We start from the raw sequence: 14,954 nt of genomic DNA on the forward strand, positions 1-14,954 counted from the left end.
GACCGCACCTCAGAGTTTGATCGCCCGCAACCGCAGGGCGTTTGCGATCACCGACACGGACGACAGGCTCATGGCTGCCGCCGCCAGCATGGGCGACAGGAGCAGACCGAAGACCGGATAGAGAATGCCGGCTGCCACCGGTACGCCTGCCGTGTTGTAGATGAAGGCGAAGAACAGGTTCTGGCGGATATTGCCCAATGTTGCCTTGGCAAGGCGCCGGGCCCGCAGAATGCCTGCAAGATCTCCCTTCAAAAGGGTGATGCCGGCGCTTTCCACCGCAACATCCGCTCCCGTTCCCATGGCAATGCCGACATCGCTGGCAGCGAGTGCCGGAGCGTCATTGACGCCGTCCCCGGCCATCGCGACCTTACTGCCCTTTGCCTGAAGCTCACGGATCAGGGCCTGCTTGCCTTCCGGCAGCACACCGGCACGCACTTCATCAATGCCCAGAGCCTTGGCAACAGCTTCCGCCGTCCGCTTGTTGTCGCCGGTGGCCATGATGATTTTCAGGCCCTCACCATGAAGCGCCTTGATCGTCTCGGCTGCGTTGGCCTTGATCCGGTCGGAGACCGCGACATAGCCCGCAAGCTTGCCGTTGCTGGCGAGGAACATCACCGTCTTGCCGTCACCTGACAGGCGTTCGGCCTCGGCTTGCACCTTTGAAAGGTCCACGCCGATGTCCTGCATCAGCGCCGCATTGCCCAACGCCACGGAAGAGCCATTGAGGCTGCCGGTGACGCCCTTGCCGGAGACCGCCTCGAAATCCTCAACTTTGGCAGCCTTCACACCGCGTTCGGAAGCCCCCGCGAGAATGGCCTCGGCCAGCGGATGTTCGGATCCGGATTCGAGACTTGCAGCCAATTCGAGAAGCCCCGTCTCGCTCATGCCATCGGCCGGGATGACGTCGCTAAGGACCGGCTTGCCCTCGGTCAAGGTGCCTGTCTTGTCAACCACAAGCGTGTCCACCCGGCTCATGCGCTCCAGAGCGCCCGCGTCCTTGACCAGGACACCGGCCTGGGCTCCGCGGCCCGTGGCGGTCATGATGGACATGGGCGTTGCCAGACCCAGCGCACAGGGACAGGCGATCACGAGCACGGACACCGCGGCAACAACCGCATGAACGAAAGCGGGCTCCGGACCGACCAGCCACCAGATAGCAAAGGCTGCAAGCGCCGCGACCACGACCGCCGGCACGAAATAGGCGGCAACCCGGTCCGCCAGCCCCTGGATCGGCGCCTTCGACCGCTGGGCCGAGGAAACCATGGCGACAATCTGGGATAGCACCGTGTCATCCCCGACCTTCTGGGCTTCCATCACCAGCGAGCCATTCTTGTTCAAGGTGCCGCCGGTCAGCTTGTCACCTGCGGTCTTTTCCACCGGCACCGGCTCACCGGTGATCAGGCTCTCATCAACGGAAGACCTGCCTTCAAGGACAGCACCATCCACCGGCACGCTTTCACCGGGGCGGACCCGCAGCGTGTCGCCAGCCAGGATGTTCTCGAGCGGCGCGTCATACTCATCCCCTTCCGGCGTGATCCGCCGGGCTGTCTTGGGTGCAAGCTTCATCAAGGCGCGGATCGCGTCCCCGGTCTTTTCGCGCGCCTTGAGTTCCAGCACCTGCCCAACAAACACCAGGGCGACAATCACCACCGCTGCTTCGAAATAGACCGGTACGTGCCCGCCTTCATGCTGCAGGGCCGCCGGGAAGAGCCCCGGCAGGAATGCGGCAACGGTGCTGTAGAGATAGCCTGCGCCAACGCCGAGCATGATCAGCGTCCACATGTTGAAGTTTCGCGTCTTCAGAGACATCCAGCCCCGTTCGAAGAACGGCTTGGCTGCCCAAAGCACCACAGGCGTCGCCAGAAGAAACTCCAGATAGACGGACAGGGTTTCGCCAAGCATGGACCGGAAGGGAAGTCCGATCATCGGCCCCATGGTCAGGAGCAGCAGGGGAATGGCAGCACCGGCACTGACCCAGAGCCGGCGGGTGAAGTCGATCAGCTCATGATTGGGCTCATCCGAACTGCCGCTCATCGGCTCAAGCGCCATGCCGCAGATCGGGCAGGTGCCCGGACCTTCCTGGACAATCTCCGGGTCCATCGGGCAGGTGAAGAGCGCGTTGGCCGCTGCCTTCTTCGGCTTCTTCTTGTTGTTCCCCGACAGATAGAACCAGGGATCGGCGTCGAACTTGTCGTGACACTTCGGATTGCAGAAATGATAGTCCTTGCCCTTGTAGGTCAGGTTTGGCTTGCCCTTTCCAAGGGTCACGGTCATGCCGCACACCGGATCGATCACGGTTCCGGCGCTCTCAGCGGCGGGAGCGCCCGCATCAGATTTCGCCCCTCCCCCGCCGCAGCAGGAAGATCCATGGGAATGGGTGTGATCGTGGGAATGGCCGCTCATGTCGCGCTCCGGGGTTTGGGGTCAAGACGGCGAAACACGCTCAATGCGCGATCTCTACGCCTGCCTTTCTCTACTCATATTGGCAGAGATAGAGGTTCCAGCAACTGGAAGGTCAAGGCGTAGAATTCCTGATCCGCCCCTGCCATCGCCGGAAACGCAAAAACGCCGCACCCGGGCTTTTCAGCCAATCGGATGCGGCGTCTGGAACCAAGAGAGACTTTTAAAGATCAGGCAGCCGTGGCGCGGGCTGCAAGATCCTTCAGCAGAACAGCCTGACCGGTGCGTGCGGATTCCTGCGCCGCCATGCCCATCAGAACGGCCATGCTGCCGTCATGAACCGTGACTTCCGGCGCAGACTTCTCGCCGCGGACCACCGCCAGGAAGCCTTCATGCTGATAGAAGGTGGACCCGTTGTGATCTCCCGCTGCCAGCAACTTGGGATCAACCGGGATTTCAACCATGCGGGGCCCCTTGGGATCGCGGGGGCTGACAATAACCTGCGGCACGGGCGGCTCGCCCAGATGCTCCGGCCAGAACCGGCCCGGCCCCGGCACAAGCGCTTCGATCTTGCCCACGGGACCGACAGCAGAGATTTCTTCCTGATACCTGGCACCTTCCGCGAACATGCACAGTTCCAGAAGTGCCCTCGCGCCGTTTTCGAAGTCCACGATCACATAGCCATTGTCGAGGATATCGGGCGTCTCGCCGTCATAGCGTTCATCAAGATGGTTGGCATTCTGCCCGGCAGAAGCCATCACCCGCACCGGATCCGACTTCAGGATGAAACGCATCAAGTCGAAGAAATGGCAGCATTTCTCGACGAAGGTTCCGCCCGTATTACGGTTGAACCGGTTCCAGTTGCCGACCTTTTCAAGGAAGGGAAACCGGTGCTCGCGGATGGTCAGCATCCTGATCCCGCCGGTTGCCTGCTCTGCCTGTTCAACAAGCGCGGCCACGGGCGGCATGTAGCGGTATTCCATCGCCACCCAGACCGGGGCCGGATAGCTGGCGCGGAAGGCATCAATCCTGTCCAGATCCGCCGGATCAGTGAAGAGCGGCTTTTCCACCAGCACCGGCAGCGGACGCGTGACCCGGATTTCCTCAAGCTGCTCGGCATGGCGGAAGTTGGGGCTGGCAATCAGAAGACAGTCCAGCTCCTCGACTTGCAGCAGTTCGGCAATTGAGGTCGTGAAGACCGCCTCGGGCGCAAGCTCACGGGCAGCCGCCGCCATCCCGGCATCCGGCTCAAAGATCGCGGCAACGCGGGTTCCCGGCAACAGCGCAATATTGCGCAGATGCTCCTGCCCCATCATGCCGCAGCCGATGATGCCGTAGTTAGTCAGTCCGGACATTTTTCACTCCTCATTTCAGGCGCTGTACATAGAGCGCCTTGTCCGTGTCGAACCATGTTTTGGAAAACTCGACGGGCTTGTCGCCCTCCGCCCAGCTCAACCGCTCGATATAGCCGGTGATGGTGCCGGGCTTCTTGCCAAAGGCCTCGGGCGCCCAGTCAGGCACGCTGCCGATACCAACCCTGTCTTCCGCGCGGGTAATCCAGAAGCCGAGCTGCTTGCGGTAATAATGATAGAGGGAATCGGAGAGCAGATCGGCCCGCACCTCCCCTGCTCCCGCATCCAGCCAGATCTCTTCCACCGCGATGATTGTGTCATTCAGATAGCGCAGGCGGCGCACCCGTGAGCCTTGCGTGGATGTGCCGAACGCAGGCAGCTCAGGGGTCTTTTCCATGGACTGCACATCCAGATTGTCCGCGCGCGGCAAGCCCCCGCCCTCCAGAAGCTCAAGCCGGAACATCCCGTACACACTGTCCGTCTGCGGTTGCTGGCGGATGTAGTTTCCCGAGCCCTGAACCCGCTCCAGAAGCCCTTTTTTCGTCAACTCCGCCAAGGCCTTGCGCAGGGTTCCGACAGAGATGCCAAGGCTTGCCGCCATGTCCCTTTCGGGTGGCAGGCGCTCCCCGTCAATAAGACGTCCAGCCGCTATGTCGCGGATCAGCAATTCGCTGATCTGGACATAGATCGGCAGTGCATTCGGGTTCTGAACTCGGCCTGTCATGGACTGCGGCAACCTGTCGCGAAGAAAATTGATACACTATTGATTTACATCAAGGCGGATGCTACGCAAGTGGAAATCGCAACAAAAACGTTGGGGGGAAGGAATGACGATCGTCCCGGTAACATCCGCGGATCTTGATGCAGCAGAGGTGTCGTGGTTCGCCGCCCTGTGCTCGGATGACTACCAGTTCCTGGGCGTTCCGGACGGAAACCTGCGCTCGTCCTGGGAGCATTGCTCGACCATTGTGAAGACCGCCGAGGAACAGGGTTTCCGCAATATCCTGTGCCCGTCTTCCTACCAGGTCGGCCAGGACACCCTCTCTTTCGTTGCCGGTTGCGCACCGATCACCAACCGCATCAACATGCTGGCTGCAGTCCGCTGCGGCGAGATGCAGCCGATCATGCTGGCGCGCACCATCGCGACCCTCGATCACATGCTGAAGGGCCGGTTGACCGTCAACATCATCAGCTCGGACTTTCCCGGCGAAAAGGCCGACAGCGCCTTCCGCTATCAGCGGTCCCGCGAGGTCGTGGAGATCCTGAAGCAAGCCTGGACCCAGGACGAAATCAATTACCAGGGCGAGGTCTACAATTTCAGCGGACTGACCACCGATCCGGCCCGCCCCTATCAGACCGGCGGCCCCCTGCTCTATTTCGGTGGCTACTCACCGGACGCGCTGGAACTGTGCGGCCAGCATTGTGACGTCTATCTGATGTGGCCGGAAAAGAAGGAAGAGCTGGCAGGGCGCATGCAGGCGGTCAACGCCGTTGCAGAGCGCTATGGCCGCACCCTCGACTACGGCCTGCGCGTTCACATGATCGTCCGCGACACCGAGCAGGAAGCGCGTGAATACGCCGATTACATCGTCTCCAAGCTGGATGACGAGTATGGCCGCGCCATTCGCGAGCGGGCGCTTGATGCTGGCTCCCTCGGGGTGAGCCACCAGGCCAAGAACCGCGAGATCGCCGACCAGTACGGCTATATCGAGCCGAACCTTTGGACCGGCGTTGGCCGTGCCCGTTCGGGCTGCGGCGCGGCCCTTGTCGGCTCGACCGATCAGGTCATGTCGAAGATCGAGGAATACCAGAAGATGGGCATCCGGGCCTTCATCTTTTCCGGCTATCCGCATCTGGACGAAGCCCGTCACTTTGGCCGCCGCGTGCTGCCCAACCTGAAGACCTGCTCGCTGCCCCATGCCTATGGCCGGGTACCGGCTGAAACACCTGCAACACCGCTTGGAACTGGAGACCGCCGCTAATGGACCGCATCAAACTGACACCCGATCTGGAGTTCAGCCGACTGGTCTATGGCATGTGGCGCCTGGGCGATGACACGAACACCTCCCCGGCCCATGTGGAAGCCAAGATCCAGTCCTGTCTGGATCAAGGCATCACCACTTTCGACCAGGCCGACATCTACGGCGGCTATCAGGCGGAAGCCATTCTGGGCGGTGCGCTCAAGGCAAATCCCGCCCTGCGCCAGCGCATGGAAATCGTCACCAAATGCGGCATCATCGCCCAGGCTGGCCGGCATTCCGGCGCCCGCGTGACCCATTACAACACCTCTCGCGCCCATATCGAGAGCGCTGTCGACACATCCCTTTCGGAGATGGGCATTGAGCACATCGACCTCCTGTTGATCCACCGGCCGGATCCTTTCATGGATCACCATGAGACGGGCGCTGCCCTCGACGATCTGGTGAAGTCGGGCAAGGTGCGGTCGGTTGGCGTTTCCAACTTCCGCCCCTGGGATTGGAAACTGCTGCAGTCAGCCATGACCTCGAAGCTGGCGACCAACCAGATCGAGATCAGCCTTGCCGAAATCCGGCCCTTCACCAATGGCGACCTCGCCTTCCATCAGCGCCTCGGCACCAAGCTGATGGCCTGGTCACCCCTTGGCGGCGGCTCCCTGATGAAGAATGACGGCAAGCTTGGCGCGGTCATGGACGAGATCGCCTCCGGCTTCGGCGTCGACCGCTCCGCGGTTGCCATCGCCTTCCTTCTGGCTCATCCGGCCGGGATGCTCCCGGTCCTCGGCACCAACAATCTGGAACGCATCGGCAAGATCTCCGAGGCCCTCAAGGTCAAGCTCGACCGGGAAGCCTGGTATCAGCTCTACGAAGCGGCCCTTGGAAAAAAGGTTCCCTGATGACAATGCAGACACACGATCTCCCGGTTTCCTTTGCTCCGGATCAGGAAAACACACGCTTGCTGCGCGACGCCTTCGGCCGGTTTGCAACCGGGGTGACCGTCGTGACTGCCCCCTCTCAGGACGGACCCGTGGGGATCACAGCAAACAGCTTTTCCTCCGTCTCGCTGGACCCGCCACTGGTTCTGTGGGCGCCCGACAAGGGCTCCCGCCGCTTCCAGTATTTTGAAGCGGCAGAGCATTACGCGATCCATGTGCTCAGCCATGAGCAGGCAGCCCTGTGCCAGGGTTTTGCCCGCAACGCCCACGCCTTCGAGGCGCTGGACTTCAGCCTGAACGCCCATGGCGTGCCGCTGATCCACAACTGTCTGGCCCGGTTCGAATGCGCCCGGTTTGCCGCCTATGAGGGCGGCGACCACCTCATTGTTCTGGGCCGTGTGGTGAAGGCGGAAATGCGGGACGGAGACGCATTGACCTTCTTTGCCGGCAAGCTTGGCCAGGTGCCGCTGCGCGTCGAGAACTGAGGGCTGAAATTTCCTCCCGCCGGCGGACGCGCCGGCGGGAGACTTGGAATTGGCCGCGGACCGGGAGGAGCCGGACCGCGCAAGGGAGGAACGGAATGACAGTGCTCTTGGCGCTTGCCAGGACCCTTGGCGCATTTAACGCCGCAGCCCTGGCGCTTGGCCGCTGGCTGGGCGCGGCCTGCATTGGCGCCATGGTCATCATCATCATCGTCCAGGTGATCTTCCGCTATGGTCTGGGCAACGCCCTGCCCTGGACCGAGGAAGCTGCCCGTTTCCTCATGCTCTGGATGACCGGACTGATGGCCCCGACAGCGTTCCGCCGCGGCGGCTTCGTCAGCGTCGACATGGTGGTCTCCGTCCTGCCCCGCGCGCTTGCTGGTCTCGTCTCCCTTCTGCTGCTGGTTCTGACCGCCATCGTGCTCTGGAAAGGGCTCTTGATTGGCTGGAGCGAAGTGACCGGTTTTGGCGGCCGCTTCACCATGGCTGCAATCAAGGTTCCGGCCAGTTTCGACTTCAGCAAGTGGATGTCCATTCCGCGCAGCTGGATGCTGGCCTCCCTCGCAATCGGCGTCAGCGCCATGTTCTCCGTCTGCCTTGAACTGATCTTGCGGTCTCTCATCACTCTTTTTGGCGGTCGCGAGCGCCTTCCGGCCATCCCAATGGCCCACACCACCCTGGGAGCGGAATGATGCTGAGCCTGTTTCTTCCGCTGTTTCTGGTGTTCCTGCTGCTCGGCCTGCCGATTGTTTTCGGCCTGGTGACGGCCCCCGCCCTGCTTCTGTGGTGGAACGGTCAGGAGCGGGACATCGTCCTGCTCTACCGCAACATCTACAACGGCATGGACAGCTTTCCGCTGATGGCGATCCCGTTCTTCATGCTGGCAGGCGAGCTGATGAACCGGTCGGGCATCACCTTGCGGCTGGTGGAATTTGCCCAGGCTGTCATCGGCCATCTGCGCGGCGGGCTTGCCCATGTGAACATTCTCTCGTCCATGCTGTTTGCCGGACTTTCCGGCTCGGCGGTCGCAGACGTATCTGCCCTTGGTTCGATGCTCATTCCCGCCATGGAGAAACAGGGCTACAGCACACGCTTCGCCGCAGCCGTCACCGCGGCCTCCTCGATCATCGGCCCGATCATTCCGCCGTCCGGCATCATGATCATCTATGCCTATGTCATGGGTGAAAGCGTTGCGGCCCTGTTCCTTGCAGGGATCGTGCCGGGCATCCTGATCGGCGGCAGCCTGATGCTCATCGTCTGGCTCATGGCCGACAAGGAAAACCTGCCAGCCGCAACCCGGCGCGCCACCTGGGGCGAACGGGGCAAGGCCAGCCTCAATGCCTTCTGGCCGCTGATGACGCCAGTCATCATCATGGGCGGCATTCTGGGCGGGGTCTTTACGCCGACCGAAGCCTCGGCGGTTGCCGCCGGCTATGCCCTGATCATCGGCCTTTTCGTGCTGCGCAGCCTCAAGCTGAAGGACATTCCCGATGTGCTGATCCGCTCGGGCATGACCTCCGCCGTGGTTCTGCTGCTGGTCGGTGCGGCCATGGCCTTCAAGACGGTCGCCAGCCTGTCGCACACCCCGGAGCTTCTGGCCGAGATCATTCTCGGCCTGTCGGACAACCCGCTGGTCCTGCTGTTCCTGATCAACATCCTGCTGTTCATCGTCGGCATGTTCCTGGATGCAGGCCCGGCCATCATCATCCTTGGCCCGATCCTCGGACCGATCTTCCTGTCCATGGGCATCGACCCGGTCCATTTCGCCATCGTCATGGCAGTGAACCTGACCGTCGGCCTTCTGACACCGCCCATGGGGCTGGTGCTGTTCGTCACATCATCCGTATCCCGCTTGCGGGTCGAGACGGTCGCCCGCGCGACCTTCCCATTCCTGATGGCCGAAATCGCGGTGATCTTCCTGATCACCTACTTCCCGGCCCTCAGCCTTACCATCCCGCGCCTTGCAGGATTTGTGGACTGACTTGAGTAACTTAGGGAGGAATAGAATGCTCAAGACCTTGATGAAGACCCTGTTGCTAGCAAGCACGCTGGTCGTGACCGGTGTCGCGGCCCACGCAGCGGATATCACCCTGCGCGCAACAGCCAATTCCAACGAGAATGATGAAGACTATGACGGCCTCGTCGTCTTCAAGAACTACATCGAGAACGCCTCCAACGGCGCCATTGCCGTGGAGCTTTTCATCGGCACCCAGCTGTGTGCGACCGGTGAGGAATGCCTTCAGGGCGTCGCAGGCGGCAGCATCGACATCTACATCTCCACATCCGGCGGCGCAGCAGGGATCTTCCCCTATATCCAGGTTCTGGATCTGCCCTATCTGATGAGCGACGACCGGGTGGCCGAAGAGGTTCTGCAGGGTGAATTTACCCGCGAACTGCGTACCAAGGCCCTTGCCGACAGCGACAACAAGATCCGCCTGATGACCATCGGCAACACCGGCGGCTGGCGCAACTACGCCAACACCAAGAAGACGATCAAGTCTCCCGATGACCTCAAGGGTCTGAAGATGCGCACCGTTCCTGCCGCACTGCCACAGCAGGTGGCCACCGCAGTGGGCGCAGCCCCGACCCCGGTGCCGTGGCCGGAACTTTTCACCGCCCTGCAGACCGGCGTTGTGGAAGGCACAGCCAACGGCATCACCGACATCATGAACATGAAGTTCACCGACGCAGGCCTCAAGTATCTGACCCTCGACGGCCACAGCTACATGGGCGCGTTCTGGTGGATGTCCGAAGACCGGTTCCAGGAACTGACCCCGGAGCAGCGCAAGATCGTCGTCGACGGCTTTGCAGCCCTCCAGCAGGCAACTTTCGCTTCACCCAAGCGCAAGGAAATTGCTGCTTATCAGGAGTTCCTGAAGGCCGGCGGCGAAATCTATGTGCCGACACCTGAGGAAAAGGCCGTCTTCAAGAAAGCCGTTGCACCGGTCTTCGACTGGTTCAAGTCCGAAGTCCCCGGTGGCACCGAGGTGTTCGACATGTTCAACGCTGCGGTTGCCGAAGCCCAGGCAAAGGTAGACGCAGAGCGTGAGCTGGATCTGAAGTAATCCTTCAATCCCGGACGGGACGCGGTTCTCCGCGTCCCGGCTGCCCCGTCGAGGACCGGCATCCCCCGGCCCTTCACCGGTCAGCCCTCCTGGTGACCGCACCTTGCTCCGTCCTCAGGGACGGGGCACCTTACTCCTTCTCCCTGAAGGCACGACACATGCTGACGCCCTTGAAAACGGAAACCCGGCGGATCTTCCCGGGTCTCGCCATGGCAGGTCTTGTCGCCATGGCCGCACAATTCTTGTCAGACCACTATGGCGCGCCTGCGATGCTGATGGCGATCCTGCTCGGCATCGCCTTCCAGTTCCTGTCCGAGGAACCGCGCACCGCCCCCGGCATCGGCATGGCCTCCCGGTCCATCCTGCGGATCGGTGTCGCCCTTCTGGGCGTACGCATCAGCCTGGACGTGGTTCTGGCCCTTGGGGCCCAGACACTGCTTCTGACCATCGCAGGCGTCTTCGTCACCATCGGCTTTGCGCTTGCCATCGGCCGCTTCTTTGGACGCTCCTTCGGCTTTGCACTTCTCTCCGGCGGCTCGGTTGCCATTTGCGGCGCCTCGGCGGCGATGGCAATTGCCTCCGTCCTACCGCGCAGAACAGACAGTGACCGGGACCTCTCCTTCACGGTCATGTGCATCACCGTCATGTCGACACTGGCCATGATCGTCTATCCGATGATTGCAGGCGGCCTTGGATTGACCGGGCACCAGACAGGCATCTTCCTCGGAGCAACCATTCACGACGTGGCCCAGGTGGTCGGCGCTGGCTATTCGGTGTCGGAGGACACGGGAGACCTTGCAACCGTGATCAAGCTGATCCGGGTCTCCATGCTCGGCCTGGTCGTTCTGGGTGCCTCCCTCGCCCTGCGCCGTCAGAGCAGCCAGGAGGGCGGTAAGGACAGTGGCAAGCGTCCGCCGCTACTGCCCGGATTTGTCATCGCCTTCCTGATCATTGCCGGTCTGAATTCGGCTCATCTCATTCCGGACACCCTGCGGGATCTGGCAAACGTCCTGTCCCGCTGGGCCCTTCTGACCGCAATTGCCGCCGTTGGCATGCGCACCTCCATTCCCGGCCTGCTCAAAGTCGGCGGCTCGGCCATAGCCCTGATCGTGACCGAAACCCTGTTCTTGATGGGCTTCATCCTGGGTGGCCTTTACCTGATGGGCTGAGCCGTCCGGCAGGTTCCAAGAGCACGGAACACCAGCCGATGGAACCGGGGCGCGTCTGAAGAAAAAACCGGTCCCTGCTCCCTGGCGGGGGGGGGATTGTAGGTGCAGGGACCGGACAGTTTGCAGGCTGAAGGGGAGGCATCCCTCGAGGGCCGTCAGGCGTGGCGGCGCAGCTCTGCAAGAATTCCAGGAGATGCGGCGGCTTTCCAAAACAGAAAACCACTCACCGCAACTCAATGTTCACTATATGTTCCATTTTCTTCCCGCCTGTCAAGCGGTATCGCGACCGCTTGACCATGAGCTGGCGGTTTCCTCAATCGGAATGAACGGAAGCGCCCAATTGCCGGGAAATGCTGCGGCAGACTTCGAGCAAAGCCTCACGGCTTTCATCCGCCGATTTGATCGACGTGCCGGACAGCCGCTTGACGAAGGGGATGGTCAGAGCCGCGATCACCTTTCCCGAAAAGTCCCGGATCGGCGCTGAAATGTTCTGAACCCCTTCAATGGTGAGCGAGGCATTGCCGCAATAGCCCTTCTCGCGCACCTCGGCCAAGCCATCGACAAAGTCCTGCCGTCGCTCCTCGGAGCCTTGTGCCACTTCGAGAAGCGATGCCAGAGCCCGCTCTTCCATCCAGGCTGCCAGCACCCGGCCAGACGCCGTATCGAACAGAGGGATCTGCGCGCCAAGCCGCACCGAGGTGATGTTGTTGTCCTGGCAATCGACCTGGGCAATCACCAGCACCTTGCCGGAATGAAGAATGGCAAGATGCAGGGACTGATTGATCGCATCCGCCAACCGCTGCATTTCTTCGCCCGCAATAGCGGTCAGGCGGCGGATCGGGGGATGCTTGTGAGCGATCTCGAACATCTTGGTGGTCATCGCATAGCGATCACCGTCTTCGCTCAGCTCCACATAGCCACGCTGGCGCAGGACCATCAGCATGCGGAAAATTTCAGACGTGGTCCGCCCCAGGGTCTTCGCAATCTCGACCTGGGTCTTGCCACGGGACTCGCCTGCCAGAAGCTCCAGAATATCCAGCCCCTTTGACAGGGCGGGGGCGCGGTACTTTTCGTCGTCCAGTTTATCGGTCATGTGCCACCAGCTTTTGCGCGAAGGAGCAATATATCTCACTCCACCCAATATGAAACAGGCCCATCAAAAGTGAAATGGTGTTTTAATATATAAAATGATCTTTCATTTTTGAATTTCCAGTTTTAGAGTGCCCTTCAGGAGGACACCCATGAAACCGGACATTACCCTGCGCGGCATGACCTGGTCGGACCCGCGCGGCTACGACCCGCTTGCGGCCGCCGCTTCCGCCTTTTCAAGCCTTCATCCCGGCGTCACCATCACCTGGGACAAACGCTCGCTTCAGGGTTTCGAGAGCACGCCGGTGGAGGAACTGGCCGCAGCTTACGACCTGATGATCATCGACCACCCCCATGTGGGTGCCGTGGTGGAAGAAGCCTGCCTTCTGCCTTTCGACACGGAAGAGCACGAGGAAGAACTCGCTGTTCTGGCAAGCCAGACCCTTGGAAAGAGCTTCGAGAGCTACCGCTATGCAGGACGTCAGTGGGCCCTGCCCGTCGACGCCGCCGCCCAGGTTCAGGCCATCCGTCCGGACCGTCTGGATCAGCCGGTGAAGACCTGGGCGGACGTCATCAGTCTCGCCCGCGTGGGAAAGGTCATCTGGCCCTTGCGCCCGCCGCACAATCTCATGTCCTTCTTTACATTAATGGCCAATATCGGCGCGCCATGCTCTGTCCGGCCCGGACAGTTTGCGGAGGAAGCTGCCGCAGAGCGGGTTCTTGAGGCGCTAAAGGCGCTGGCCGCTCTGGTCGATCCGGCCTGCCATGGCATGGACCCGATCGCGGCAATGGATGCGCTCACATCCAGCCAGACGCTGGCGATGGCCCCGCACACCTATCTCTATAAAGGCTATGCCAATGAGGGCTACCGGCCCCACCGGGTAGCGTTTCACGACATTCCGGCACTCGGCAAGGCAGGGCCTCTTGGCTCGGCGCTCGGCGGCACGGGGCTCGCGATCTCTGCGAAAACCAAACACCCGGAATTTTGCAAGGCCTTCTGTTTCTGGGTGGCCAGCGCAGAAGTCCAATCCGGGCTCTACACCAGTTCCAACGGCCAGCCCGGCAATACCGCCGCCTGGAACAGCGAAGCAGTGAATGCGCCAGTGGCGGGAGCCTATTACAACACCCGCATGACCCACGAGGCAGCCTGGCTGCGACCCCGCCATCAGGGCTACATGGGCTTTCAGGAGGAAGGGTCGCACATCCTGACCGACATCCAGAAGGGCACCACCACCATCAAGGCCGGATTTGCTGCGCTGACGGCCCGCTTCAACGATAGTTTCGACAGGTCATGACATGACAGTGCTACCTCTCACCGGCCTCAAGGTTCTGGACTTCAGCCAATTTCTTGCAGGTCCCTATGCCGCCCTGAAACTGGCAGACCTTGGCGCAGAAGTGGTAAAGGTCGAAAAGGCCGGAACCGGCGACCTCTCCCGCTATCTCTATCTGACAGACGTCAAGATCAACGGGGAGAGCACGATCTTCCACGCGATCAACCGCAACAAGAAGAGCATTGCGGTCGACCTGAAGTCGGAAACCGACAAGGACGCGCTGCGCGAGCTGATCAAGGGCGCCGACGTGATGTTGCAGAACTTCCGTCCCGGCGTCATCGAGCGTCTGGGCTTCGGCTATGAACAGGTCAAGGAACTCAATCCGAAGATCGTCTATGGCTCGGTCACCGGATATGGCAGCGAAGGCCCCTGGATCGATCTGCCCGGTCAGGACCTTCTGGCTCAGGCTCGTTCCGGTGTCATGTGGCTGACTGGCGGTGCCGAGGATGGTCCCGTGGCTGTGGGGCTGCCCATCGCCGACGTTCTGGCCGGGGCCTCCCTGGCGCAGGGCATTCTGGCCCTCCTGTTCCGCCGGGAGCGCCATGGCATCGGCGGCCATACCGAAACCTCCTTGGTGGAGGTTCTGGCCGACCTGCAGTTTGAAGTCCTCACCACCTGGTTCAATGACGGCAACCGCCGGCCAAAACGCTCCGCGCAGAACCCGGCTCACGCTTATCTTGCAGCCCCCTACGGCGTCTACAAGACCAGCGACGGCTATATGGCCATTGCCATGGGCAAATTGGAACTTCTGGCCTGCATCACTGGCCTTGCCCCCGAAATTGCCGCCCTTGATGCCTTTACCGAGCGCGACGCAATCAAGAAGGGCTTGGCCGACCGTCTGGTCACCGAACCTACTGCGAACTGGCAGGCAAGGTTTGAAGCTGCCGACATCTGGGCCGCACCGGTGCTGGATTGGGAAGGCCTGCGTGACAGCGGCGTCCTTCAGACCCTGGACATGACCCAGGAGATCCATCGCAATGGTCTGGAGATGACGACCACAAGATTGCCGCTGCGCATCGATGGAACACGGCCAGCGTCCTCTCTTGCAGCTCCCGAGCTTGGCAGCGCCAACAGCCTGCTGAAGACCGGCTGGAGCTGAGACAAGCCTTATCGAGGTACCCACGGGCATTGCCCGAAACTGAAAAGGCGGCCGGA

General features: G+C 61.4%; 13 protein-coding genes. 9 read left to right on the top strand and 4 right to left on the bottom strand.

Annotated elements, in window-relative coordinates; genetic code table 11:
- Nucleotides 1–9: 9 nt before the first annotated feature.
- The 3 genes from BUA94_RS10775 to BUA94_RS10785 form a co-directional block, all read right to left on the bottom strand.
- Nucleotides 10–2,403, bottom strand: a complete 2,394-nt coding sequence (locus tag BUA94_RS10775; RefSeq protein ID WP_073012865.1) for a heavy metal translocating P-type ATPase — start codon at nucleotides 2,401–2,403, stop codon at nucleotides 10–12.
- A gap of 227 nt (nucleotides 2,404–2,630) precedes the next feature.
- A complete protein-coding gene (locus BUA94_RS10780; protein WP_073012869.1) occupies nucleotides 2,631–3,755 on the bottom strand; it encodes a Gfo/Idh/MocA family protein in 1,125 nt (374 codons plus the stop codon).
- Between the two features lie 10 nt (nucleotides 3,756–3,765).
- On the bottom strand, nucleotides 3,766–4,476 hold the full coding sequence (locus BUA94_RS10785) for a GntR family transcriptional regulator (RefSeq protein WP_073012873.1): 711 nt from the start codon (nucleotides 4,474–4,476) through the stop codon (nucleotides 3,766–3,768).
- Nucleotides 4,477–4,579: 103 nt separating this feature from the next.
- On the opposite strand from BUA94_RS10785, the gene BUA94_RS10790 reads away from it, so the two are divergent.
- The 7 genes from BUA94_RS10790 to BUA94_RS10820 all read left to right on the top strand — a co-directional run bounded on the left by BUA94_RS10790 (nucleotide 4,580) and on the right by BUA94_RS10820 (nucleotide 11,379).
- Complete coding sequence (locus tag BUA94_RS10790) at nucleotides 4,580–5,734, top strand: LLM class flavin-dependent oxidoreductase (protein ID WP_073012876.1); 1,155 nt, start codon at nucleotides 4,580–4,582, stop codon at nucleotides 5,732–5,734.
- On the top strand, nucleotides 5,734–6,624 hold the full coding sequence (locus tag BUA94_RS10795) for an aldo/keto reductase (RefSeq protein ID WP_073012881.1): 891 nt from the start codon (nucleotides 5,734–5,736) through the stop codon (nucleotides 6,622–6,624). Before BUA94_RS10790 ends, BUA94_RS10795 begins: the two co-directional genes overlap by 1 nt.
- Entirely contained in the window at nucleotides 6,624–7,148 is a 525-nt protein-coding gene (locus BUA94_RS10800) for a flavin reductase family protein (protein ID WP_073012884.1), read from the top strand. Before BUA94_RS10795 ends, BUA94_RS10800 begins: the two co-directional genes overlap by 1 nt.
- 95 nt (nucleotides 7,149–7,243) lie before the next feature.
- Nucleotides 7,244–7,837, top strand: coding sequence for a TRAP transporter small permease (locus tag BUA94_RS10805; protein ID WP_073012887.1), 594 nt, complete (start codon nucleotides 7,244–7,246; stop codon nucleotides 7,835–7,837).
- Nucleotides 7,837–9,126, top strand: a complete 1,290-nt coding sequence (locus BUA94_RS10810; protein WP_073013821.1) for a TRAP transporter large permease — start codon at nucleotides 7,837–7,839, stop codon at nucleotides 9,124–9,126. The genes BUA94_RS10805 and BUA94_RS10810 overlap by 1 nt, the downstream gene beginning before the upstream one ends.
- Before the next feature lie 25 nt (nucleotides 9,127–9,151).
- On the top strand, nucleotides 9,152–10,210 hold the full coding sequence (locus BUA94_RS10815; RefSeq protein ID WP_073012890.1) for a TRAP transporter substrate-binding protein: 1,059 nt from the start codon (nucleotides 9,152–9,154) through the stop codon (nucleotides 10,208–10,210).
- Between the two features lie 158 nt (nucleotides 10,211–10,368).
- The gene (locus tag BUA94_RS10820; RefSeq protein ID WP_073012893.1) at nucleotides 10,369–11,379 is read left to right on the top strand and encodes a YeiH family protein; all 1,011 of its coding nucleotides are present in this window, start codon (nucleotides 10,369–10,371) and stop codon (nucleotides 11,377–11,379) included.
- Nucleotides 11,380–11,692: 313 nt separating this feature from the next.
- Here BUA94_RS10820 and BUA94_RS10825 read toward each other — a convergent pair whose 3' ends face one another.
- A complete protein-coding gene (locus BUA94_RS10825) occupies nucleotides 11,693–12,472 on the bottom strand; it encodes an IclR family transcriptional regulator (RefSeq protein WP_073012896.1) in 780 nt (259 codons plus the stop codon).
- A gap of 148 nt (nucleotides 12,473–12,620) precedes the next feature.
- On the opposite strand from BUA94_RS10825, the gene BUA94_RS10830 reads away from it, so the two are divergent.
- Both BUA94_RS10830 and BUA94_RS10835 read left to right on the top strand, forming a co-directional pair.
- On the top strand, nucleotides 12,621–13,763 hold the full coding sequence (locus BUA94_RS10830) for an ABC transporter substrate-binding protein (protein WP_073012899.1): 1,143 nt from the start codon (nucleotides 12,621–12,623) through the stop codon (nucleotides 13,761–13,763).
- A 1-nt stretch (nucleotide 13,764) separates the two neighbouring features.
- A complete protein-coding gene (locus tag BUA94_RS10835; protein WP_073012902.1) occupies nucleotides 13,765–14,898 on the top strand; it encodes a CaiB/BaiF CoA transferase family protein in 1,134 nt (377 codons plus the stop codon).
- Nucleotides 14,899–14,954: the final 56 nt, after the last annotated feature.

It is taken from the genome of Roseibium suaedae (assembly GCF_900142725.1).
Classification (GTDB): Bacteria; Pseudomonadota; Alphaproteobacteria; order Rhizobiales; family Stappiaceae; genus Roseibium; species Roseibium suaedae.